21 protein-coding genes are annotated in these 23,367 nt (G+C 46.3%); all 21 read left to right on the top strand.

All coding sequences use genetic code 11. The features are described from left to right. Positions 1-2 precede the first annotated feature (2 nt). The 21 genes from MCG98_RS18550 (at position 3) to MCG98_RS18450 (ending at position 22,951) form a co-directional block, all read left to right on the top strand. Entirely contained in the window at positions 3-1,253 is a 1,251-nt protein-coding gene (locus MCG98_RS18550; RefSeq protein WP_240303334.1) for a phage portal protein, read from the top strand. A 13-nt stretch (positions 1,254-1,266) separates the two neighbouring features. Continuing rightward, complete coding sequence (locus MCG98_RS18545; protein ID WP_240303333.1) at positions 1,267-1,932, top strand: head maturation protease, ClpP-related; 666 nt, start codon at positions 1,267-1,269, stop codon at positions 1,930-1,932. A gap of 33 nt (positions 1,933-1,965) precedes the next feature. After that, the gene (locus MCG98_RS18540) at positions 1,966-3,132 is read left to right on the top strand and encodes a phage major capsid protein (RefSeq protein WP_240303332.1); all 1,167 of its coding nucleotides are present in this window, start codon (positions 1,966-1,968) and stop codon (positions 3,130-3,132) included. A gap of 169 nt (positions 3,133-3,301) precedes the next feature. Further along, positions 3,302-3,583 carry a hypothetical protein gene (locus MCG98_RS18535; RefSeq protein ID WP_240303331.1) on the top strand — a complete coding sequence of 94 codons (282 nt, stop codon included), beginning with the start codon at positions 3,302-3,304 and terminating at the stop codon, positions 3,581-3,583. Beyond that, positions 3,565-3,885, top strand: coding sequence for a hypothetical protein (locus MCG98_RS18530; protein ID WP_240303330.1), 321 nt, complete (start codon positions 3,565-3,567; stop codon positions 3,883-3,885). The genes MCG98_RS18535 and MCG98_RS18530 overlap by 19 nt, the downstream gene beginning before the upstream one ends. Further along, positions 3,872-4,267 (top strand): HK97-gp10 family putative phage morphogenesis protein, encoded by a 396-nt coding sequence (locus MCG98_RS18525; protein WP_240303329.1) that lies wholly within the window; start codon positions 3,872-3,874, stop codon positions 4,265-4,267. Before MCG98_RS18530 ends, MCG98_RS18525 begins: the two co-directional genes overlap by 14 nt. Beyond that, a complete protein-coding gene (locus MCG98_RS18520; RefSeq protein WP_240303328.1) occupies positions 4,264-4,608 on the top strand; it encodes a phage tail protein in 345 nt (114 codons plus the stop codon). The genes MCG98_RS18525 and MCG98_RS18520 overlap by 4 nt, the downstream gene beginning before the upstream one ends. Then, positions 4,608-5,180 (top strand): major tail protein, encoded by a 573-nt coding sequence (locus tag MCG98_RS18515; protein ID WP_240303327.1) that lies wholly within the window; start codon positions 4,608-4,610, stop codon positions 5,178-5,180. Before MCG98_RS18520 ends, MCG98_RS18515 begins: the two co-directional genes overlap by 1 nt. A 12-nt stretch (positions 5,181-5,192) precedes the next feature. Further along, positions 5,193-5,582 (top strand): hypothetical protein, encoded by a 390-nt coding sequence (locus MCG98_RS18510; RefSeq protein WP_240303326.1) that lies wholly within the window; start codon positions 5,193-5,195, stop codon positions 5,580-5,582. 213 nt (positions 5,583-5,795) lie between these two features. Next, positions 5,796-5,990 carry a chemotaxis protein gene (locus MCG98_RS18505; protein ID WP_240303325.1) on the top strand — a complete coding sequence of 65 codons (195 nt, stop codon included), beginning with the start codon at positions 5,796-5,798 and terminating at the stop codon, positions 5,988-5,990. A gap of 340 nt (positions 5,991-6,330) precedes the next feature. Next, on the top strand, positions 6,331-12,306 hold the full coding sequence (locus MCG98_RS18500; protein ID WP_240303324.1) for a phage tail tape measure protein: 5,976 nt from the start codon (positions 6,331-6,333) through the stop codon (positions 12,304-12,306). Further along, positions 12,306-13,022, top strand: coding sequence for a phage tail family protein (locus MCG98_RS18495; RefSeq protein ID WP_240303323.1), 717 nt, complete (start codon positions 12,306-12,308; stop codon positions 13,020-13,022). The genes MCG98_RS18500 and MCG98_RS18495 overlap by 1 nt, the downstream gene beginning before the upstream one ends. 13 nt (positions 13,023-13,035) lie before the next feature. Next, entirely contained in the window at positions 13,036-15,477 is a 2,442-nt protein-coding gene (locus tag MCG98_RS18490) for a phage tail protein (RefSeq protein WP_240303322.1), read from the top strand. Positions 15,478-15,490: 13 nt separating this feature from the next. Beyond that, positions 15,491-17,713, top strand: coding sequence for a hypothetical protein (locus MCG98_RS18485; RefSeq protein ID WP_240303321.1), 2,223 nt, complete (start codon positions 15,491-15,493; stop codon positions 17,711-17,713). A gap of 15 nt (positions 17,714-17,728) precedes the next feature. After that, positions 17,729-19,144, top strand: a complete 1,416-nt coding sequence (locus MCG98_RS18480) for a tail fiber domain-containing protein (RefSeq protein ID WP_240303320.1) — start codon at positions 17,729-17,731, stop codon at positions 19,142-19,144. Further along, positions 19,135-19,782, top strand: coding sequence for a hypothetical protein (locus MCG98_RS18475; RefSeq protein ID WP_240303319.1), 648 nt, complete (start codon positions 19,135-19,137; stop codon positions 19,780-19,782). The genes MCG98_RS18480 and MCG98_RS18475 overlap by 10 nt, the downstream gene beginning before the upstream one ends. Before the next feature lie 20 nt (positions 19,783-19,802). Next, positions 19,803-20,216: a hypothetical protein gene (locus MCG98_RS18470; RefSeq protein ID WP_240303318.1), complete on the top strand. Its 414-nt coding sequence runs from the start codon at positions 19,803-19,805 to the stop codon at positions 20,214-20,216. Positions 20,217-20,229: 13 nt separating this feature from the next. Next, entirely contained in the window at positions 20,230-20,442 is a 213-nt protein-coding gene (locus tag MCG98_RS18465) for a holin (protein ID WP_240303317.1), read from the top strand. Between the two features lie 186 nt (positions 20,443-20,628). Continuing rightward, on the top strand, positions 20,629-22,116 hold the full coding sequence (locus MCG98_RS18460; RefSeq protein ID WP_240303316.1) for a CHAP domain-containing protein: 1,488 nt from the start codon (positions 20,629-20,631) through the stop codon (positions 22,114-22,116). A 427-nt stretch (positions 22,117-22,543) separates the two neighbouring features. Then, positions 22,544-22,726: an AbrB/MazE/SpoVT family DNA-binding domain-containing protein gene (locus MCG98_RS18455; protein WP_240303315.1), complete on the top strand. Its 183-nt coding sequence runs from the start codon at positions 22,544-22,546 to the stop codon at positions 22,724-22,726. 81 nt (positions 22,727-22,807) lie between these two features. Next, positions 22,808-22,951, top strand: a complete 144-nt coding sequence (locus MCG98_RS18450; RefSeq protein ID WP_240303314.1) for a hypothetical protein — start codon at positions 22,808-22,810, stop codon at positions 22,949-22,951. Positions 22,952-23,367 lie beyond the last annotated feature (416 nt).

The raw sequence follows: 23,367 nt of genomic DNA, 5'->3' as shown, positions 1-23,367 counted from the left end.
CGATGAAGATAACAACACGAATTAAAAACGCGGTCAGTGCCTTAACGCGGCCGGTAGCAGACTTAAATGAGCAGGAACTGCTGGAGTGGCTGGGGATTTCCGGTGTGAAAAAGAATATCTTAAGCGAGGTCACGTATTATACCTGCTTAAAGATGCTCAGCGAAACAATGGGGAAGCTGCCGCTGAAATATTATCAGAGCACAGAACAGGGGAGGATCCGGGCAGACCCGACACCCATGACAAGCCTTTTGACGGTTCGCCCGAACGAGATCATGACACCGACGACTCTGTGGAGCACTACGGAAATGAACTGTCAGCATTACGGAAATGGGTATCTTTGGATCCGGCGCGTATACAACCGACACGGTGCATACGGCGGAGACTATGTTCCGCTTGATATCTGGCCGATGCAGAGCAATTATGTGGATGTTTTCATGGACGACGCCGGAATATTTGGTGGAAAAGGGAAACTGTACTATCGGTATAATGACCCAAAGACCGGGCAACAGTACCTATTCAAGAGCGACGAGGTCATGCATTTCAAGACATGGGACAGCTTTGATGGGATCATGGGGAAACCGGTGCGGGCAATTCTGGAAGAAACGATAGATGGTGCTGCGGAAAGCCAAAGCTTTATGAATAAGCTCTACAAACAAGGGCTGACAGCGAGTATGGCCATGCAGTACACAGGAGACCTGGAGGAAGTAAAGCGCAAAGCGCTGCAGAAGAAGTTTGCAGATGCACTTTCCGGACCGAAGAATGCAGGGAAAGTTATACCGGTTCCGGTCGGTCTTACTTTGACGCCCTTGAAAATGAACCTGACTGATGCGCAGTTTTTTGAACTAAAGAAATATTCCGCATTACAGATCGCCGGGGCACTCGGTATCAAACCGAACCAGATCAACAACTATGAAAAGTCCAGTTATGCGAACAGTGAGATGCAGCAGCTGTCTTTTCTGGTGGATACGATGTCTTACCGGCTTAAGATCTACGAAGAAGAGATCAACGCGAAAGCGCAATCTGATCAAGAGATTAGTGACGGATATTTCTATAAGTTCAACGAAAAGGCAATTCTTAGAACTGACGCAAAATCACAGATGGAAGTTCTGCGCGGAGCCGTGCAGGATGGAATTTACAGCAGAAACGAAGCGAGAAGTTATCTTGATCTGCCGAGTAAGGAAGGTGGGGATGAATTAACCGCAAACGGAAATTATATCCCGATTACCATGATTGGAAAACAATACGAGAAGTAGGGAGGTGAAGAAAATGGCGAAGGTTGATATCAAGGGAGATATTGTCTCTAATGACGATAAATGGATCTACGACTGGCTTGACTGGGAATCCACCTGCCCAAACGATGTAAAACGCGTTATTGATGAAACACAGCCGGAGGAGACGCTGGAGGTTATTGTAAACTCAGGGGGTGGCTCGGTCATGGCGGGTCAGGAAATCTATTCGGAGCTTCGAAAGCATTCGAATGTACAGATCGAGATCCAGAGCATTGCCGGAAGCGCAGCCGGTGTTATCGCGATGGCGGGGAAATCGAAGATCAGTCCGGTCGGAATAGTGATGATCCATAACGTATCCATAAGCGGAGCGTCCGGGGATTATCACGATATGCAGAAAAACGCAGAAATTTTAAAACAGATGAACGCTGCGATGGCAAGCGCCTATACGGCAAAATCCGGAAAACCACTAGATGAAATTTTAAAGTTGATGGATCGGGAGACCTGGTTGACAGCGAACCAGTGCCTGGAATACGGTTTTGTGGATGAAATCATGACAGACCAGCCACAGTATACCAATGGCATTTATGGCATTCGCTTAACGGATGAAATCCGGCAGAAAGTACTTGCAGAAAAGCAGGCACTGGAAGAAAAAGAAACATTAAAACAAGAGTTACTGAAAGATTTAGACCTTTACGGGGTTTAAGTCTTTTTTATTACATCAAAAAGGAGAAGAAAGATGAACAAAGAATTGTTAAAACTGCTCGACAGCATCAACCAGAAGAAGCAGCAGGTGCAGCAGCTGGCTGCAGAAGACAAACTGGATGAGGCAAAAACTGCCAAAGAGGAACTGAAAAACCTGCAGGATAGATTTGATTTACTGAAAGACCTGGAAGACCAGGCACTGGAAGGAATGCAGCAGAAAATCAATGACGGGACGGCAACGCCGGTACAGAAAAAAGACGCGGTCAAAGAGTTTGCCGATGCTGCGAGAGCCGGATTTCGGGTTACGAACTCTATGAGTGAGGGTGCACCAGCTGACGGTGGCTATACGGTGCCGGAGGATATCCAGACAAAGATCAATGAATACCGTGAAAGCAAAGCATCTTTGATTGACCTGGTGGATGTAGAATCGGTAACGACAAATAAAGGCTCCAGGACATTCAAGAAACGCTCTCAGCAGACCGGATTTACCAAAGTCGGAGAGGGCGGGAAGATCGGGGCGAAAGCGACACCGCAGTTTGAGCGTATGAGTTATGAGATCGACAAATACGCCGGATATTTTCCGGTGACCAACGAACTGCTTGATGATTCCGATGCCAACGTTACCGGCACGCTGATCAGCTGGATCGGGGATGAATCCAGGGTAACCAGGAACAAGATCATCCTTGGCGTTATCGGACAGAAGACAAAGACAGTGATCGCCGGACTGGACGATATTAAGAAAGCCCTGAATGTGACCCTGGGCTCTGCCTTTAAATCGACTTCTAAAATTGTGACCAATGATGACGGCCTGCAGTATCTGGATACCTTAAAGGACCAGAACGGCCGTGATATGCTCCAGCCGAATCCGTCCGACCCGGCGAAACTGCAGCTGAGAGCAGGCGCGACAATCGTGCCGATTGTGGTAATCCCAAACAGTGATCTGCCGTCCGATACTGCAACTGCCGGAAAAAGAAAAATCCCGCTTATCATTGGCGACCTGAAAGAGGGGATTAAGTTCTTCGACCGCAAACAACTGAGCATCATGACCTCCAACGTGGCGGCAATCGGTGAGCTGAACGCTTTTGAAGAAGACCTAACCTTATTCCGTGCGATTGAGCGCGAGGACTGCCAGCCGAAGGACACGGAAGCATTTGTCAATGGCGAGCTGACCATTGACGAAACGACACCGGCGGGGGAATAAACAGCTATAGCCTGGACAGCAGCTATACGGCCGAAGACCTGCAGGCGATGACTGTCGCACAGATTAAGTCTTTGGCCGGTGAGCTTGGCTATAGCATTACGAAGACTGTCAAAGCGGAAATAATTCAAGAATTTCTGCAGCAGCAAGGGTAGGTGATAAGATGTTTGATATGGTAAAAAGTCGATGCGGCATTGCTGATTCCGTTACGGTGTATGATGATGACATTGAAAGTTACATTGAAGACTGTAAAGAGGATATGATAACATCCGGTGTGCCTAAAGCGGTCCTAGACAAAGCCGATGCACGGGTAGTGACGGCCATAACGTTGTACGTAAAGGCATACTTGGGGAATGACAGGTCGGATACGTACAAATACCTGAACCTTTACCGTCAAAAGGTATTTCGCCTGACATTGGAAGGAAGTGAGGAGCCATGTGGAACGGGAGCGTAAGCATTCCGGTCGGAAAACATACCGTTACTAACGCAAATGGGTTTGATACAGATCAATGGGAGTTCCTGGGCGGCGTACCGGCAAACTTTACCGATGCTACCAGGGACGACTTGATTCTGGCCAACCAGAAGGGGTATACCGTTGACCAGAATATTGAAATCGCGGTCTGCAATTATCATGGGGAGGGATTTCTGGTGGATGAATCCACAGGAACTGTTTACGATATTAAACGTACGTTCCAGAAGGATAAAAGCATGATGATCCAGTTATCGTGCGAAAGGAGACCGGATGGCCAGATTTGATATTGATGGTATGAATGATTTGATGCGCGACCTGGAGAACTTGGGGCGGTTTGATGAGATTGCCACGAAAATGATTGAGGAGAGCATGCCAATCCTTGAGCAGGAAGTACGCAAAGAAGTATCGAAGTATAAAGATACCGGCGCAATGGCCGCATCTATAAAGGCTACCGGTGCAACGGCCCATAACGATGGATATTATGCAGCTGTCCGGCCAACGGGCAAAGATGCAAAAGGAGTCCGGAATATGGAGAAATTGGCTTACTTGGAATATGGAACATCAAGAGAGGCGGCAAGACCAATTCTAACAAAGGCGGTGAACACCGCGGAACCCAAGGTACTAAAAAAACAACAGGAAGTGTTTGACCGCGAGGTGGGGTTATGACCATTCATGCAAGAATCATCCAGGCGTTAAAACCGTTTGGAATGCCAGTAAAACCGGATCTTTATACAGGAACCGAAAAACGGTATATCACATTTAATTATGCGGATGATAAGGCAGTCCTTTTTGCGGACAACGCACCGCTGTGTGTGGTTGCTTATATGCAGATTCATCTTTTTATCCCATTGGATAAAGACTATTTGAACATCAAAAGCAGGATCCGGAAGGCGCTGTTTGATGCAGGGTTTACTTATCCAGAAGTGACAGAACAGATTGAAAACGATACAAAAAAACGACATATTATCTTCGAATGTGAAATCGAAGAAGAAAGTGAGGAATCATAATGGCAAAAGTAGGGTTAAAATATCCGGTATACGCGAAACTTGGAGAAGATGGCACTTATACAGGAGGAGCCGTAATCGCGAAGGCGATCAAAGCGTCTGTAACAGCAGAAAGTAATGATGTGAAATTATACGCAGATGACGGTGTGGCTGAGTCCGACAAGAGTTTCAAGGGTGGTAAGATCTCCCTGAACGTGGACGACCTGACCAACAAGACCTACTGCGAGCTGCTTGGCCATAAATTCACAGCGGCAAGCGAGTCTGATCCAGCTACACCGGAGACAGTGCTGGCAAATGCAAATGACATTGCTCCGTTTGTAGGTGTTGGTTTTTATGGAAAAGTGGTAAGAAATAATAAACCTTGCTACCTTGCAAAATGGCTGAAAAAAGTACAGTTTGCAGAGCCTGCGGATGAAACAGACACAAAAGGCGATACCGTTGCCTTCCAGACCCCAACCATTGAAGGCGATGTGTTCCAGCTGGACAATGGAGACTGGAAAGATCAGGCGGAGTTTAAAAACGAAGCGGATGCAAGAAAGTGGCTGGAGACACAGGCTGGCATCACAAGTGAATAATGAGGTGATTGTATGAGGGATTTGAGGCCAACAGGCGTACCGATTACACTTGACGGGGTGGAGAGGAATTTCCTCTTCACCTTAAACGTCATTGATGATATCCAGGAACATTTTGATAAGCCACTGGATGAAGTGATAGATCTGCTGCTGGACAAGCGGTATGCAGGGAACACGATGAGATACCTGGTTATGGTATTGGCGAATGATGAGGTTGACCGGGAGCGGCATAAAAATGAACAGTGTACGTTAAAAAAGGTCACGGAACAGGAAGTAGGATGGATGCTGACAAATAATAATATACAGGACGTCACACTGGCGGTCTTAAAAGCATATGGAATATCTCTTCCGGAAGTTGATGAGGATGACATCCCAAACACACAGAGCGGGCAACTGAGCAGCTAAACGTTGCCCGCATTCTTTATATTGGCTGCAAAATCCTGAATTATACCGAAACGGAGCTTTTCTCCATGACGCTGCGCAAATTTTTCCTACTGTACAACGAATACCTGGATATGAACGGGCTGCGGGAAAAAGAAGTAACCGTAGATGATATTTTCTAAAATGCTTGTTATGTGGTGTACCATATGCTATAATAAGAGAAAAACGAGGTGCACAATGCCGAAGGGAAACCCAAAAGCACAGACGATTGCAAGCGAAAAATATCAAAAAAAGGCTGGATATATCAGCAAGTCCTATAAACTGAAAAAAGCAGTTGTTGATGAATTTGCCGTTGCCTGCCAGCGTGCAGGCGTAAGCCAGGCAAAGCAATTGACACAGATGATGGAGGATTTTATCCGGGGGGTGGAATAGATGGAACAATGGTTCAAGATTAGACGGGTGTTATGGGGAAGCTGGTATTTTCTGTGCGCGCTTTTAGTCATCTGGCTTCCAATGTTCGGGACTCCGATTCTTATGACAAGCGTTTTCGTAATGTGGAACGGCCAAAGAAAACGCTACGAAAGGGTTGAAGATTTTTGGAAAAAGTATGGTGGACTATTTTGGCTATGTTGCATCTATCATATGTTTCGAGAGCCGGTCACGGGGTTTGCCTTCGTAATAATCGGAATTATCATGGGAATAGTTTTTAAGGAAAAATAATGTTTTATAATAATCAGGGTATAACAGCCCTGATTTTTTTATGAGGTGAAAAATGGGAGCAAGGAAAATCGGTGCGGTTATTGCGTTGGACGGAGAAAAACAATTTAAGAGTGCAGTTACAAGCGTCAATAAGGAACTGACAAGCTTAAAAGCTCAGCTCGGGCTTACCAAGGAGCAGTTTGATGGACAGGCAAACTCACTGAAAGCGCTCCAGGCAAAACATGAAGTTTTGAATAAGGTGCTGGATGCCCATAAGAAGAAGGTTGAAGAAACCAAAAAAGGGCTGAGCAACGCACAAGATTCCTACGAAAAGGTAGGAAATGGAGTTAAAGAGTTACAAACACGGTTGGAAGAGGCAAAGAAAAAAATGGAGGATATGAAAAAATCTTCCGACTCTTCTAAGAGTGCGTTAAGTGCACAGCAAAAAGAGATTGACGAGTTAAGCGCAGCGATTAAAAAAGGCGAAAATAACTATACGACCGCCGGAAACCGTGTAAAAGACTGGGAGACAAAACTCAATACCGCAGAAACGCAAGTCATTCGGGCGAATAAGGCGCTTGACAAAAATGCTCAATACATGAAAGAAGCAGAGAATTCTGCCGACCATTGCGCGACCAGTATTGATCAATATGGAAAACTGGTCAAAAAATCCACGGAGATTACGGCTGAGTTTGGAGAAAAACTTGAAAGTGCCTTTGCAAATAAGCTTGTGACCGACGGTATTGATAAACTCAAGGAGATGGGCGGCTATGTTGCGTCCGGTATCTTGGAGGCAGACTCCGCCGCAAGCCAGCTTGAGGCCAGCATGGATGTGTCCACGGCGTCGATGGAAAAATACAAAGACGTCATGAATGAAATCTATGCCGGAAATTACGGAGACAACTTTGACGATGTGGCCGGTACGATCTCCAAAGTGACGCAAAACATGGGGGAGATGGATCCGTCGAAGTTAAAAGACATTTCCGAAAATGCGATTACGCTTCGAGATACCTTCGATATGGATCTTGATGAATCTATCCGTGGCATTAACGGACTAATCACCAACATGGGAACCGACAGCCAGGAGGCGTTTGATCTTGTGGCAAAAGGCGCGCAAAACGGACTGAACCGGTCAGGTGAACTTGTAGAAAACCTTGCAGAGTATTCACAGCTATGGGGGCAGGCAGGGTTTTCGGCAGAAGAAATGTTCTCAATTCTTCAAAATGGGCTTGATTCTGGTGCCTACAACCTTGATAAGGTCAATGACTTTGTCAAGGAATTTGGAAACAGCCTCGCAGATGGAAGAATCGAGCAGCAGTTAGATTCCTTCTCGACCGGAACACAGAATCTGTTTTATCAAGTAAAAAACGGGCAGGCGTCCACAAAAGATCTCTTCCAGTCTGTAATCGCAGATTTGGCAAGCATGGAAAATCAGCAAGAGGCATTAACTATTGCCAGTGAAACGTGGAGCGCACTTGGGGAAGATAATGCGATGAAAGTAATTACATCGCTGAATAATGTAAATAATACCTATGCAGATGTTCATGGGACAATGGAAAAGATTAGGGAAGTCAAATACGATAACTTGAGCAGCCAGATCACGCAAATCGGACGGGAAATTCAAATAAAACTTGCGGAAAAGCTGGAAAAACTGCTTCCAGTCATCAAAAACGTTGCCGAATTTGCAGAAGATCATCTGGACGTATTGATTTCTGGAGCATTGGGACTAGGTGCTGCGGTCAGTGCGTGGAAGTTTAGTAAAATGAGTTTTTGGAAGGATATCATTTCTGGTCTTTTGCGAATGACAACGTCTATCGAAGGCGCATCTGCGGCTCAGGGAATCTTAAACGCAGTCATGAACATGAATCCGATTGCGCGAGTAGTAGCGGTGGTCGGTGTTGCGGTCGGTGCGTTTGCGGCATTCTATTCCATTCTGAAGGATACAAAGGATGAAAATGACAGGCTGGCAGAATCCAGTGATAAACTGAAGCGCGAGACGGATGACTTGCTGGAAAGTCAGAAGAATACCGCGCAAAAATACGAGGACACAACTTCAGAGCTGGCTGCACAGGGTGAGGTTGCGGATGATATTGCCGGGAAGTTGTTCAGCCTGTCAAAAGAGTATCAAACTACCGGCGAAGGCATGGGCGTGATGAAGAGTTATGTGGATCAGTTAAACACGATCATGCCGGGGCTCAATCTTACCATTGATGAAGAAACTGGAGCACTTAACAAAAATGCAGAAGAAATTTATGCCTCTATTGATGCATTGAACGCCTATGCGCAGGCGAAAGCAGCACAGGAACGTCTTGTTGAAATTACAAAAGAGCAGATCGACGCAGAGATTAAACTGGCAGAGATGCAAGACGAGAACAGTGATGCTGGTAAGGCTGCTGCAAAGTACGATGAATATATCAAAAAACAAAAAGAGCTGAATAAACAGCTTGAAGACGGAACCATTAACGGACAGTATTATGAGGCTCAGTTTGAAAAACTTAATTTGACGTATGATGCATATAACCTGGAGAAGGTTATCAATCAAAATCAAAAACAAGAAGATTCCTTAGAAAAACAGATCGAAGGCTTTGATAAGGAGAGAGAGGTTCTTTCTGATGTTTGCGAAGAAAATTTAAAACTAAGCGACGGAATTGCACAGACAACGGAGGCCTTAGAAGGTTCCGGCGATGCCTTTACTGCCACGACGGATGCAGCAACTGCAGCAACCGAACAGATGAAGGAAGTAGTGGCGGAATATCAACAGCAAGTCGCAGATACGATCGAAAGCCAGGTCGATCTTTTTGACGAGTTTGAAAAGCAGGAAGCAGTTAGTACGGAAAAAGTGATATCCAATATGCAACAGAACGTTGCGGCGCTGGAAGAATGGTCCAGCAATGTTCAAGCGGCAGGAAACAGGGCATCAAGAGGGTTTGCTGAGGAAATTGATAAGGGTCTGCTACAGAAATTAATTGACATGGGGCCGGAGGGAGCGGCAACCTTAGCGGCATTTGTGAATGCGACAGACGAACAGGTGCAGGCGGCAAATGAAGCTTACCGCAGAAGCCTTGACTTGGAAAGTTCAACCGCAGAAGAAGCTGCCAATGCTGTATATGAGATCGAAAACTCTGGAATACCTGAAGCAGCCGGGAAAGTCGGAGAAAAGGCAACAAAAGCAGAGGCGAGCGGCTTACAGTCCGGAGGCGGAGAAGTTGCAGAAGCGGCGAAAAACGTCAAAGACCTGACAGTAAACGAGCTGATCAAGTTGACGGATGATGCAAAAGCTTGTGGAGTGAAGGGGATGGATGCGCTAAGCATGTCGATCGCAACCGGAGCAGTAAGCGCAAGCGATGCAGCGGGTAAATTAAATGCTTCTATACAGAACCGGTTTTCTGAACTTAGCCAGAAGGCAGCGGTGAGTGGCATTTCTATCCCGGAAAATATCAGTTCCGGAATTCAGGCTGGTGGAGGAAGTGCGGTAAGTGCGCTGCAAGCGCTTGCCGGACTTTTGGAACAAAACGGAATTGATGCAGGTGAAAAGTTTAATACTGGAACCGCACAGGGAATGAAAAACACAGAGAGCAATACATCGACTGCGGCACAGGATGTTGTGTTATCTGCAAGGAATCAGGTCAGCGGATCCATCCGGTCTTTCTACAACCAGGGGCGTGAACTTGCCTTGGCGTTATCTCGTGGGATCCGATCGGGTACAAGTAATGCCGCAGGTGCCGCTACTGATGTTGCAGCATCGGCTTATGCCGGGGCTTCGCAATATGATTTTTCCAATATCGGTTATAACATGTCTGCTGGTATAGCGAGGGGGATTTACGCAGGAAAAAGCATGACGGTAGAGGCTGCTGGAAATGTCGCAGCATCCGCAGTTGCGGCAGCGAAAAGCGCAGCGGCGATCCAGTCTCCATCCAGAAAAATGCGGGATGAAGTGGGTGTTATGCTCTCCCGTGGTATGGCGGAAGGAATTACGGACGGCAGGCGCGACGTGGTGTCAAGCATCACGGAGGTCTGCAAAGGGGTTCTTGTGGCAGCACAAGATGAGTTGGAAATTCAGTCACCATCCAAAAAATTCCGAAATCTTGTAGGAAAGCAAATTTCAAGAGGTGTTGCGTTTGGAATTACCGATAACGTCAAAGGTGTCAAAAAGTCAGCAGAATGGCTTTCAAGCCAGGTGTATCAGGCGGCCAGCAAATGGATGACAAATTATAGAAAAAGCCATAAGACGAGCCTTGATGATATTGATTATTACTGGCGGGAAGTCCTCAAAAAGACAAAGTATGGAACAGAAGCCTATACCAAAGTGTGGGACCGGATTGAGGAAAACCATTTATGGGGAAAGATTGACAGCAAATTTGGCGTAAAGCGCGGGACTGGAAAAGACAGAAAATCAGACAAGGACTATTACAGTGAAATTTTTCAGGCTGCTCGGCAGTATCTTGATAACTATAGCATTACATATGATATCTCATTGAATCAGCAAAAGTGGTACTGGGAGACCGTGATTAAAAAGTTAAAAGCGGGATCACAGGCCTGGTATGACGCAAAAGGACAGCTGCAAAGCGTAAATGCACAGATTCTGCAGAGCAAACAGGACACGATCACGGAGCTTGCGAGCGTACAGGACAAGGCGCTGGATGGGTATAAGACTTATTACAAGGTATCTGCAAAGGCAGAGATGGATTATTGGAACATCTGCCGTAAACAGTTTAAAACTGGAACAGCGGAACGAATTGAGGCGGATCAGAAATACTTTGAAGCCAGGGAATCCTATTATGATCAACTTACAGAGCGGCAGCAACAGTTTAAAGACGATGCGAAGGAAATTAATGATCAATTAAAAGACGATATCAAGGATCTGGAAGATGCATACAAAGACGCGGTCACAGAGAGAAAAAATGATATCGTTTCATCTTTTGGTCTGTTTGAGAAATTTCAGAGCGAATCGGATTCCGGCGCAGTATTATTACATAATCTGAAAACGCAGGTTGCCGGAATTGCGGACTGGGAACAGCAATTAGAAGAACTTGGTGGAAAAAACATTCTGTCAGAAGGATTGTTAGAAGAATTAAGAAACATGGGACCAGAGGCATCTGCATCTATCCATGCCTTAAATACTCTGACGAAAGAGCAACTGAAGGAATACAACGATCTCTGGAACCAGAAAAACGACCTTGCAGAGTCCCAGGCTGTGAAAGAGTTGGAGCCAATGCGGCAAGAAACGATCACTCAAATTCAGGGACTACGTAAAGATGCAAAAGAAGAACTAAAAAAACTGACGGATGAATTTAATCAGGAAGTCGCGTCACTAAGCGCTGGAATGTCAAATGCCTTAAAATACCTTGCAGAACATGCGAAGACGACAGGAGAGGAAGCAATCTCCAATCTTGTCATGAACATCAGCAAAAAGGCAAGTACTGCAGAGACAAAATCGGCGATAAAGAAAGCCACAGCTTCGCTAACCGACGGGTTCAAGGACCTTCCAAAAGCAGGAGAAATTATTGGAGGGGATACACTCCAAGGAATTCTTGACGGCCTGACGGATTCAAAAAAAATCGAAACCTCCGCGAAAGGATTTGTCGAAGGGTTAAAAGCGGCAATCCAGGATGCGGCGGAAATCCATTCCCCGTCCAGAGTGTTTAAACGTGCGATCGGTATCCCAATCGCGGAAGGGATTGGCGAAGGCATCAAGGAAGGTGCACAGATAGCAGACCGAAGCGCTGCGGAGATGATTACAAGGCTTGTGGAAAATGCGAAAACGCAGATTGCAGGCCAGCAAAGTGCAATCGCAGAGTTCCAGCACAATTTAAATACATCCGGAATCTATGCAGCGAATCGGCTGATGGAGATGCCGACGGGGCAAGTATCTGCGGTAACCGGGAATTCGGGGACGGGGCTTTTGCAGGAAATGATTGCCCTTATGCGGGATTATTTTCCATACCTGGCCGAAGAAAAGCAAATCGTATTTGACGCAGACAGTGCATCTGCGGCATTACAGCCGGGAATCAGCCGGGAGATGGCAAGCGCAATAAGGAGGAGACGGTAATGCTAATTGACAACATAAACATTGCGCAGTTTTCGGCAAAACAATGGAACGTGAAAGTAGGTCATTCAGAAATTGAAAATGCGAGTGAGTGGGTACCAGGAAGACTGTTACCCGCTTTTTTTCGCAGCAGATCCGGATTTAAAGAGATCGAAATTACACTATTGGTTAAAGGAGAAAACAGGGAAGCGATCATCTCAAATCGTGGGGCAGTCCTTTCTTTGCTGATGGAGACCAGGACACTGACGCTCGATGGGTTTACGCACAAATTTCGCGTGATTTTAAAAAAGAGCAGCGCAACAGAGAGCAGTATCCACAGGTTTCACAAGCTTGTGCTGACATTTTATGGGTATGAATTCGGGGAAGAAGTGATTGAAATGTTCGAAAGTACGGCGAATATCCAGATACAGAATACGGGAACTGTACATACCCCGCTGTATCTCGAAGTCACGCCACTTACCGCAATGGAAGAACTGACGATTGCTGGAGTATGCAGGGACCAATCGCAGGTGAAGGATGAGGTGGTCATCCTAAAGAATCTAAGCGCTCAAAAATCAATTGTCTTTGATGGAGAAATCGGACTGCTAACAGAAGACGGTGTGATCAAGCAGGACTCGGACTTCTGGTCACTTCCGTGCCTTGCACCGGGGGTTAACCAGATTGATTTCAGTTCCGGGCAGGTGAACGTAACTTTGAAATGGAGGCCGAGATATATGTAAGGAAGGTGCTTTGATGCTGAAAGTCTATGATTTTGATAAAAATTTCATCAGTGTGATCGATAACTATAAAGATTTAAAAATCGAAAGCGAGCTGAAAAGTGCAGATAAAACCCTGTCTTTTACCTATCTTGGCGACCTTAAACTGCAGGAAGAATATTACCTGGAAACACAGGAAGATGAATACGTCATCAAGGAAATCAATACGGAAGGATTTCCTAAAGTGACAGCTCTTTTAAATGTAGAGGAGCTGGAAAGCAGGATATGGGAAACCTTTGCGGCTACAGATTCCACACTTAAAGAAGCGGTGAACATGGCACTTACGGATACCGGTTGGCGGGTCGGAACCTGTGAGATCGAGAAACGCAGAAGTGTTGCGCTTACCAATACCGATTCTCTGCAGGTGATCGGGAAATTGTGTGCGGCCTGGATGTGCGAATGCATCTATGACACCAAAGCAAAAACCGTGTCTTTTTTTGAAAAAATAGGAAAGGATCGGGGCATCTATTTTATCCGTGACCTGAATCTGAAGAAATCAACCGTAAATACGGATACTTACGATTATTACACGCAAATCGAGCCGGTGGGAGCGGACGGGCTAAAAATTACAGAGGTAAATCAGGGGAAAGCCTATCTTGAGAATTACCAGTATACGAAGAAAAAGAAACGGTATCTATGGATCGATGAGTCTTATACGGATCCGGAGGTCCTAAAAGAAGATGCTGCCTTAAAACTGGAAGACCTCTCCAAGCCGAAGAAATCCTACAATGCGCAGATTAGAGATCTGGCAAAGCAAAGACCGGAATATGAAATCCTTGCCTATCATCTGGGGGACCGCGTGCTATTGATCGATCCGGAGACTGGAGTGAAAGACAAGCAGCGGATCGTAAAACTGACAGTGTGGCCGGATGACGCGGATAAAAACTCCTGCGAGCTGTCCAACACGGTACTGACTTTTGAGGAATTGCAGCAGCAGTATAAGGATGCCGCGGACGTAGTAGCAAACATCACAACAAATGATGGGACTGTAAAAGGAAGCGCGGTTGATAAAATTGTCATCAGACAGATCGTCGATTTTGAAGCGAATGTAGCAGTAATCGCCCAGGGTTATTTTTCGGAATTGAAAGCGGATTACGTCTATGTTGCCGGAGAATTGGGGGCGGTAAAGGCTGCAATCGGAGAGATCACAACTACTTACTTAAAAGCTACGGACGCGGATATTAAATATGCGCAGATCGAAAACCTGAAAACAGAGTATGCTAGAATTGACCTGGCAAATATTGCACGCGGGGCGATCAAGACGGCGATGATCGGGGATGGCGTGGTTGGATCCGCGCAGATTGCTGATGGCAGTATCACAAATGCAAAAATCGTGGAGCTGTCCGCAAACAAGATCACAGCCGGCGTACTGTCGGTGGAGCGTCTGATCATCCGGGGCAACGAAAAGAGTATTGTCTATGCTCTTAACAATATTGATGGTGCACTGCAGGCACAAAACGTTGATACCCTAAACGGCGAGGTGCTGACAGACAGGACGATCACCGGTGACAAAGTTGTGGCAAAATCTATTACGGCAGGTGAAATCGCATCAAAAACCATTACGGCGAATGAAATTTTGGCCGGAGCCATCACCGCTGCTGAGCTGGCTGCGGAATGTATCACGGCGGATAAGATAGCGGCCGGTGATATCGTCGGAACCAATGGAATGATTGACTTAAAAGCAGGTACTTTTGACTACGGCAGGGGTAAAATGAGGTGGGATGGACGTAACCTGAACATCGAGGCGGACAATATGTCAATCGGCGGGAAACCGGTAGCATCAGAGGAGCAGGTGGACCATGCGAAAAGCCTGCTTGTATCTCTGTCCAATGATTATGTGACGGTTCCAACGGATTACAAAGGGGACTATACGGTATTGCCAGACTGTAAAACAACAGCGGTAGTCTACTGGGGATCAGAGGATATTACAAATTCTGTGTTTTTCTCTGTTTCCGAAAGTCCGGGTCTGACTGGAACATGGGATGCAGGGACAAAAACCTATGAGGTAACCGGGTTAGAAGAAGATTCCGGATGGGTTGAGATACGGGCGACTTATCTTAACACGCTGCGGGCATCCGCAAAGATGACGATTGTGAAACAGAAAGATGTTTCAACGGTTGGCGATAAGGTGCAGGAAATTGAATCAAAAAAAATGTACCGCGTTGAGACCCGGGTGGAAGGAAAAAGCATATTTACGGATAAAGGCGAAACATCCCTTATGCGTTGCTATGTATATAGTTGGGATGATGATATTACGGATACACTTAATCCATCCCTCTTTTCCTGGCACAGGAATTCCGGGGATGAAACCGCAGATGAGGAGTGGGATGCTTACCATACCGGAATGAAACAGATCCATATTAACACGGAGGACGTCATGAATAACGCCTCCTTTTTTTGCGCCGTAAATTTAGAGTAAGGAGAAAAAGAAAATGCCAGTATTAACGAGTTCACAACAGACGTTTGTCGACATCACAGACCAGAGGAAGCTGTCTGCATATTTAACATCAAACTTACCAAAAACACAGGTGGAAAACCCAAACGTACTGCCTCATACTTATGCGCCGTGCTGGGCATCGACAAACTTGAAATTAACGCCAGTGATCTTTCTGGACCAGACACCGGTTGCACTTGGGTCTGCCGGGCTTACTATTAATTGGAAACGAAAAGAGGGGACTGGATCGGAGGCAGCACTTGCCTCAGGTGAAACTGTATCCGGTGGAATCCTCACAGTTAATCAGAATAAGCTTTCTGGCGCTGCATCGGGGATGATTACTTATATCTGTTATATCAGCTATTATGACAGTGAGACAAAAAATACGGTTAACATCACGTCAGACATAACTTACACACTGGTCAAAAATGCAGAAAATGCCAGACTTGCGGATGTCACGGGTGACACCTATGTATTTAAGTATAACACCAGCGGAACGCTCGTAGGGGCTACGCAGGCGACACTTACCGCGTTGGTACAGGGCGTCAATATTCAGAAGTGGCAGTACAAAAACGCATCCGGCGTATGGGCGGATTATCCCACCACATCCGACAACGCGAACATTACCGGGGCGACACTGATCGTCAAACCAGCGCATGCCGTATTTTTTGATAACGTGGCAACGATCAAGCTGCTGACGGATGATGCCGACGTATATGATGTTGTAACAATCACACGGATTTATGACGGTGTCAAGGGAGAAACCGGATCACCGGGAAAGGGGATTAAGTCCACGGCAGTTACTTATCAGGCATCTGCCAGCGGAACCACAACGCCAACCGGGACCTGGAATCCCACAATACCTGCTGTTGCTGCCAATCAGTACTTATGGACACGGACAGTTATTACTTACACGGACAACTCGACCAGTACATCATATAGTATCGGTAAGATGGGGGCGAGTGGCGCGGATGGAGCACCTGGGAAAGGAGTTAAATCTACTGAGGTTACTTATCAGGCATCTTCCAGTGGAACAGATGTGCCAGCAGGCACTTGGGGGCCAACGATTCCATCGGTATCTGCAAATCAATATCTTTGGACGCGTACGGTGATTACTTATACAGACAACACAACGAGTACCGCCTACAGCATTGGCAAGATGGGGCAAACTGGGGCAACGGGTCCCGGTGGGCTTTCGGTGGTGCTCGGTAACGAATCACAGTCCATCTCTTGCACAACGGCCGGCCTGGTAGCTGCAGCGGTGGATGTTACGATTCCGTTTTGGGGATACATTGGCATTACACAGGCGGCATGTACCTGCACAGTGGGAGCATTACCATCTGGTGTAACTACAAAAAGTAATTCAGCCGCTACAGCTTCGGCACCTGGATCTGTTGTGCTTACATTTGCGGCGAATGGAACGCTTGGGGCAGCGGCGACAATGAATGGTACGATTGACCTGACATTTACGATTTCCGGAAAGACGGTGGTGAAAAAGTTCGGCTGGTCGAAATCACCAAAAGGGAACACCGGCGCGGCCGGCGTAAATGCAGTGTCGTTTTCCATTTATGCGCCGGTTGGAACGCTGGTGCAAAACCAAAGCGGATCCATAACGCTGGATATAAATGCTTATGACGGTGCGACCGCAATTACATCCGGCGCCACCTACCAGTGGGCGAAGTACACAGGTGGCAACTGGGTAGCTATTTCCGGTGCGACCTCAAAGAGCTTAAGCGTCAGCGGGGCAGACGTAGTCAATATCCAGTCTTATCGCTGTACGATGACTTATAAGAGCAAAACGTATGTGGATGTCATCACTGTAGAGGACAAGTCGGATCCGTATGTGTCAGAAATGCTGTCTATCGGAGGGTTTACAGTCAAAAATAATCAGGGCGGCGTTGTGCCATATATTATCGTACGCACAAATCAGAAAGAGGTTGACGCTTTGAAAGGGCCGATATCTGAAACGGCACCATCAAGTCCGAAGGTCGGGAATTTTTGGTATAAGATTGACCACACTGCAAAAACGGTCACGTTGATGAAATACTCTGGAAGTGCGTGGGCGGCGGCAACGGAAAAACAGAGCCTTACCTATACATGGTATAAACAGGATAAGAACGGAAATGCCGTCAGCGGGTTTAATAAGACAGGAAAAGTCATTTATTTATCTGCGGATGACATTGACAGTCTTGCATCCTTGCAGTGTGATGTATCCAATTAGAAAGGGGAGCAGCAAATGGCTACAATAACATCGTGTCAAGGTACATTCAGTGACCTAGAAGATGGAAGAATCTATGGCATGGAACTGAATACGCAGATACTCGAATTGGATAGCCAGTATTTCACAAACCCGAGCACAGTCACAGCGTCTGCGTATTACCGTGAGGGCGCTGATACGGACAGGGTGATATACTCCGGAATATTTATTATTGAAGAGACCGCCGATGGAGAAACGTGGAATATTGCATATAAGTCACGTTCAGAAGAATACGAAATACAGTTTGAGCTGATGGATGGAATTGTTACAGGGGATGGGGATACCATAGTTACAGGCGATGGATCTATGATTGGAATGAAAAGAAATATGTCCGCTGTCAGGATCTCATTGTATTCGAAGGACAACACACTGATCGACAAGCAGAATATACCGGTTGTCATCACTGCAAAGTCATTGACAACTGAACAGGTATTTAATCTGCTTACGAATAATGGGCAAGCTAAAGGAATTTATAAAGTAGGCAATCAGCTGTATGTATCTTTTGACTATATGAGGGGCGGAGATTTAACACTTGGAGGCATAGACAATAAAAATGGTGTGGTACGCATCTACGATGCTAACAATGTATTTACACTGCTCTTGGATAATCGTGGTCTTCATACGACAGGAATGACCTCTATATATAACACAAGAAAGTGGGTCGATCAAAAGGCCGGAGTTGTAAGCGGTGGTGTGTTTAGTGGTGAAGCGAAAGAAAAAGAATTGACCGGAAAGCTGGATCTTAGTGCAGCTTATTATGCGCCTGATGGTGGAGTTAATTACTGTGCTGTCCTGGAAGCGATAAGCACGATATATTTAAAATCAAGAGGTTCCACAGCCGCTTCCCTTTCAGGAAAAAATGCCACTTTTTATGGCGATATAGATGCTCATGGAACAATCCGCACAAACGAGATCAGAACACATAATAATTCAAATCTTTTTACAAAATCCTGGGATTGTGGATATGGAATTATTGCGAAGATCGCAAAGTACTATGCGGAAAATACGAGTGCTTATTACCTGTGGGTAAAGGGCGAAGATGATGACACACTTGGGCTCATTACGATAGACAACTCAGATGAACGAAAAAAGAAACATATTCAGGACTCAACAGTAGATGCGCTTTCCGTTATTAATAAAATCCGGCACGTAGAGTATGACTGGAAAGAGAATGATGGACATGTAGAAAACGGTTACATCGCACAACAACTGTCAGATGTGTGCCCCAGAATGGCGCTGCATATGGAAGAAAGTGACACATGGCAATTTGAATCGAGTGCAATTTTGCAGTATGCAACAAAAGCAATACAGGAACTAAGCACAAAAGTAGAAAGGCTTGAAAAGGCATTAAAAACTGCAGGAATATCATTAGAGGAGGTGCGAACATGGCACTAAAGAAAATAAAAGATCTGGAATTGATTACAGAGCCGGCAGACGCTGATGACGTCATCATCGAGAATACATCGTCTCAGACAAAGAGAACGAATATAGGATCCATACTTGAATTAGCAGTTGAGAAAATAAAAAATGTAACCTTCCCCGGATTGACCACAACAGCAAAGCAGTTGGTAGAATCGGTAAATGAACTGGATGGAGAGATCGGAAAACTAGAAGACCTAACAACAAACAATAAAAACAGCATTGTGGTAGCAGTTAATGAGTTGGATGGCAAAATGCAAGACAGCGATTGGAAGACAGGGACGCTGTCGACGTCTTTTGCTGCGGCTGGCGGAGAATCGGCAAATACACCTGAATACCGGAAAATTGGGAAGACAGTATTTATACGTGGGAAGGTGTCACCGCGGGCAGCTCTTGCAGGGTCCGCTTCGAGTGTTACCATTTTTTCTTTGCCTGAGGGATACCGTCCGAGCAAAGCGGAAACGCTTGTGTGTCAAGGAACAGGGAAAAGCACTTGGCTTCTTCAGATTTTTGCGGGCGGCACAGTAACATTTTCGCGATACGGAACAAATACGCTGGAAAGTTGCCCAACAAGTGCACAGCTTATGTTTAGTGCATCGTATTTGGTTGATTAAAAGTAGGGGGTAATTATGATGTGGAGATAATACGGCAACTGTTAAAGTTTTGTACAGACAACCCGTGGATTACAATCCTCGGCACCGTCACACTGATCCAGATTGCGCCGATCCGAATTGACCCGTGGAGCACGCTGCTGGGCTGGATTCGGGCGGCTCTGATCGGTGAGCTGGAGTATGACGTCAAAGAATTAAAAAAAGATTTTGATGCGGAAAAGGTAAACAGCAAACGCTGGAACATCCTTGACTTCGCGAACAGCTGCCGCAATGGCAGGCAACATACGAAGGAGGAGTGGCAGCACGTGATCAGCCAGCTGAAGGAATATGAAGTGCTCACAGACCAGAAGGGCATTGAAAATGGTGTGATCGAAGAAGAAGCGAAGTATCTGCGGAAGCTGTATGCAGAGAGAAATGAAAAGAATGATTTCCTGTAGGAGGACAAGCAGAATGAAAAATGAAACATTACATTGGTTAAAAGCAGCAGGGATTCGGGCAATTAAGACTGTGGCACAGACTGCGGTTGCCACGATCGGCACAGCAGCAGTCCTGGGAGAAGTCAACTGGGCGATGGCAGCCTCTGCGGCGGCACTGGCCGGGGTGTTATCCTTGCTGACAAGCGTTGCCGGGCTGCCGGAACTTAAAATGACAGAGGGCGAATAATCGTCCTCTTTTTTGATGCGGAGGTGTAATCATGACAGATGAGGAGATAGAAGATTTTGTGCGATACCTGGATGCGGAAACACGCTGCTGCTGTGTGGCGCCAGACCAGCAGACTTCAGAGTGTTGTGACTGCTATCTCTGTAGATTTACGTTTTTTAACCAAGTACGAGAGGAGCTGAGAAGGTTATGAAATTGACCGATTACCAGATGGACGTTATGTGCAACATTCTGGCTGCGGTGGAGACCGGCGGGCAGGTATACGGGCAGGGGCGCTGGGATGACTTTACCGAGGCTGGTAAGAATAGTGCAAATGAGAAAGCGATCACGATCGGCTGCTATCAGTTTTATGGTACAAATGCCCAAAAACTCCTGAACCGGATCCGGTCTTCTTACCCGGCGAAATTCAGGGAACTGGATACCGCCGGCATCGCTTCCGACCTGGACTGTAAAAACTGGGCGGCGTACAAGCTGTCAAAAACTTCAGCCAAGGCAAAATGTATCCAGCGCATCATAGGTTCGCAGGTGGGGATGGCTGCCCAGAAATCCCTCATGGCAGAGCAGATCGCTACGTATATTAACCGGGCTGCCACAGAGGGAGTCACAGAGGTCCAGGCTGCCATGTTCTGCGCCAATATCCAGCACCTGGGCGGGAAAGGCCCGGTGCAGCGGATCATCAAAAAGACGGGGAAACCCCTGACCATTGACCGGATCTATGCGACGCTGAAACTGGACCAGCAGGATACCAGCAACAACAACCAGGTAGGGGACAAGATCTACTGGTCCCGGCATGTGAAGGTTTATGGCTGGATCAAACAGTATATCAAGGAGGACGGGATGACAAAACAAAATGCGATTGACAAGCTGATCAGCGTGGCGTCCGCAGAAGTCGGATACCTGGAAAAGAAGAGCAACAGCCAGCTGGACAGCAAAACAGCGAATGCCGGCAGCAACAATTACACCAAATATGCCAGGGATTACCGGACATTTGCAGGCGTCAACTACCAGGGACAGGCCTGGTGTGATATGTTTGTGGACTGGTGTTTTGTACAGGCATTTGGGCAGGAGAACGCAAGGGAATTGCTTGGCGGGGGATTCTCAGCCTATACACCGACCAGCGCCCAGTATTATAAGAATAAGAAGCAGTGGCATTCCACACCGCAGGCAGGAGACCAGGTCTTTTTCCATAATGCCAGCAGGATCTGCCATACCGGTATCGTGTACCGGGTATCCGGAAATATCGTATACACGATCGAGGGCAATACGTCGGGGGCATCCGGGGTGATCGCCAACGGCGGCGGGGTATGCAAAAAGTCGTATGCACTTGGCAACTCACGGATCAGCGGTTACGGTCGGCCGGATTGGAGCCTGGTGACGGCGAGTGGGGGAGATGTACCAACAACACCGAAAGGAGATGCAGTATATATGTTCAGTATGAAAACAGTGAAAAGAGGAGAGGCCGGCACCCATGTGCTGCTGGTACAGGAAATTTTAAGGGCCCGTGGTTATAAGGGCAAAGACGGCAAGGTCCTGGAGCTCGACCGGAGCTGCGGGGACAACACGGTCTATGCCATTACTGCTTATCAGAGGGACCGGGAAAAGCAGTCCCCGGGCATCTGCGGCGGTGTAGACGGTGTTGCAGGGGAGAAGACCCTGCGGGATCTGATCGCGCTTTAAGCCTGTCCTGTGATGGGCTTGAAATAGTCTTATCAGAGAGGAGGGCAGTGTGTAACTCATTGACGTTGCAATAAGCAATCGAAGTTTCTGACGCTATATCTTGTGAAAACCCCCGGCTGCGCTATGCCGGGGGAATGTTCTTATACCGGGAACGGTTGCTGATGCTCCTCTCCCCATTCCATTCATTCAATTGGATCCAGGTCTTTTGGTTTGCTAACTTTAAAAAACTTTTCCAAAGTTGCAATTCTATCGCCGATTATATCGACTCCTTTCTTCCGGTATTATCCGGAACGCTATATATGTTTCAGAGTTTTCTTTACCTTGTACATCATTGGTAACTAATAGTCAATGGTTTTTTTTAAGTTTTTATTGTTTTTGGTAACCAATAATGTTATTATATAGGTAACCAATACAAGGAGGGTAAAACATGGTAGAGAGAAACATCATCATAGCAAAGGCAGGAGGGACTGCCGGGAAAAACTCGGTCAATTATAAAATCAGCCTCCCGGCGGATATGGTCAAGGAAATGGGAGTGACACCAGATGATAAATGCGTTACGGTATCTTATAAGGACGGAAAAATAATCATAGAAAAGAAGAAAAACGCTTGAATATTGGTAACCAATATGATATAATATACTTAAGTTAAGAGATTAACTTAATGACCGGGCAAGCGGGGAAAGGAGAGCGAAATGGAAGAGATGACAAAAGACGAATTTAAAACAATCATGGAAATGGTCAGAATGATAGTCGAAGGAAGTAAAGATAAAGAAGAGGCACTGAAGAAAATCGACAGTTTGACAATCCTTAAAGACGCAGAGAAAAAGGCTGAATAAATCAGCCCGGTAATGCAAAGGAGGGCGGGCTTGCCACCGCTCCCCTGCAAAGATATTATAACAATTTTGGATGTAGATTACAAGGTGCCCTGTCAGTTTTGTCCGGAAATATATCTTATATATGAAGGAATTCCGTGTTGCATTTCGTGTTGCATAGCCTTATTATTGGGGTCTAATAATTATATTTAAGTTACAATTATTATATTATAGATACACGCAGAAACGCAGTAAATACGGGGCTTACGGGGGAAATGGCGTAAATACGCACTTTACTGAAATATGCTTGATACGGGTTCAAGTCCTGTTGCCCGCACTGAACAGAATCGCCGGAGCTCTGATTAAAGATCAGTGTTGCGGCGATTTCTGTTTACTGAAAATTCCTTCTGGATTCGATGGTAAGCGCCCTTTTCTGTCTG

It is taken from the genome of Ruminococcus sp. OA3 (genome assembly GCF_022440845.1).
Taxonomy (GTDB): domain Bacteria; phylum Bacillota; class Clostridia; order Lachnospirales; family Lachnospiraceae; genus Ruminococcus_G.
This window is presented reverse-complemented; position numbering and strand designations above follow the sequence as displayed.

Excerpts from the sequence above, each read along its gene's own strand:
- MCG98_RS18455 (WP_240303315.1), top strand. The coding sequence starts at position 22,544 with ATGGTAGAGAGAAACATCATCATAGCAAAGGCAGGAGGGACTGCCGGG.
- MCG98_RS18460 (WP_240303316.1), top strand. The coding sequence starts at position 20,629 with ATGAAATTGACCGATTACCAGATGGACGTTATGTGCAACATTCTGGCT.
- MCG98_RS18475 (WP_240303319.1), top strand. The coding sequence starts at position 19,135 with ATGGCACTAAAGAAAATAAAAGATCTGGAATTGATTACAGAGCCGGCA.
- MCG98_RS18465 (WP_240303317.1), top strand. The coding sequence starts at position 20,230 with ATGAAAAATGAAACATTACATTGGTTAAAAGCAGCAGGGATTCGGGCA.
- MCG98_RS18530 (WP_240303330.1), top strand. The coding sequence starts at position 3,565 with ATGTGGAACGGGAGCGTAAGCATTCCGGTCGGAAAACATACCGTTACT.
- MCG98_RS18480 (WP_240303320.1), top strand. The coding sequence starts at position 17,729 with ATGGCTACAATAACATCGTGTCAAGGTACATTCAGTGACCTAGAAGAT.
- MCG98_RS18495 (WP_240303323.1), top strand. The coding sequence starts at position 12,306 with ATGCTAATTGACAACATAAACATTGCGCAGTTTTCGGCAAAACAATGG.
- MCG98_RS18505 (WP_240303325.1), top strand. The coding sequence starts at position 5,796 with ATGCCGAAGGGAAACCCAAAAGCACAGACGATTGCAAGCGAAAAATAT.
- MCG98_RS18490 (WP_240303322.1), top strand. The coding sequence starts at position 13,036 with ATGCTGAAAGTCTATGATTTTGATAAAAATTTCATCAGTGTGATCGAT.
- MCG98_RS18450 (WP_240303314.1), top strand. The coding sequence starts at position 22,808 with ATGGAAGAGATGACAAAAGACGAATTTAAAACAATCATGGAAATGGTC.
- MCG98_RS18515 (WP_240303327.1), top strand. The coding sequence starts at position 4,608 with ATGGCAAAAGTAGGGTTAAAATATCCGGTATACGCGAAACTTGGAGAA.
- MCG98_RS18520 (WP_240303328.1), top strand. The coding sequence starts at position 4,264 with ATGACCATTCATGCAAGAATCATCCAGGCGTTAAAACCGTTTGGAATG.
- MCG98_RS18535 (WP_240303331.1), top strand. The coding sequence starts at position 3,302 with ATGGTAAAAAGTCGATGCGGCATTGCTGATTCCGTTACGGTGTATGAT.
- MCG98_RS18550 (WP_240303334.1), top strand. The coding sequence starts at position 3 with ATGAAGATAACAACACGAATTAAAAACGCGGTCAGTGCCTTAACGCGG.
- MCG98_RS18510 (WP_240303326.1), top strand. The coding sequence starts at position 5,193 with ATGAGGGATTTGAGGCCAACAGGCGTACCGATTACACTTGACGGGGTG.
- MCG98_RS18545 (WP_240303333.1), top strand. The coding sequence starts at position 1,267 with ATGGCGAAGGTTGATATCAAGGGAGATATTGTCTCTAATGACGATAAA.
- MCG98_RS18540 (WP_240303332.1), top strand. The coding sequence starts at position 1,966 with ATGAACAAAGAATTGTTAAAACTGCTCGACAGCATCAACCAGAAGAAG.
- MCG98_RS18500 (WP_240303324.1), top strand. The coding sequence starts at position 6,331 with ATGGGAGCAAGGAAAATCGGTGCGGTTATTGCGTTGGACGGAGAAAAA.
- MCG98_RS18485 (WP_240303321.1), top strand. The coding sequence starts at position 15,491 with ATGCCAGTATTAACGAGTTCACAACAGACGTTTGTCGACATCACAGAC.
- MCG98_RS18525 (WP_240303329.1), top strand. The coding sequence starts at position 3,872 with ATGGCCAGATTTGATATTGATGGTATGAATGATTTGATGCGCGACCTG.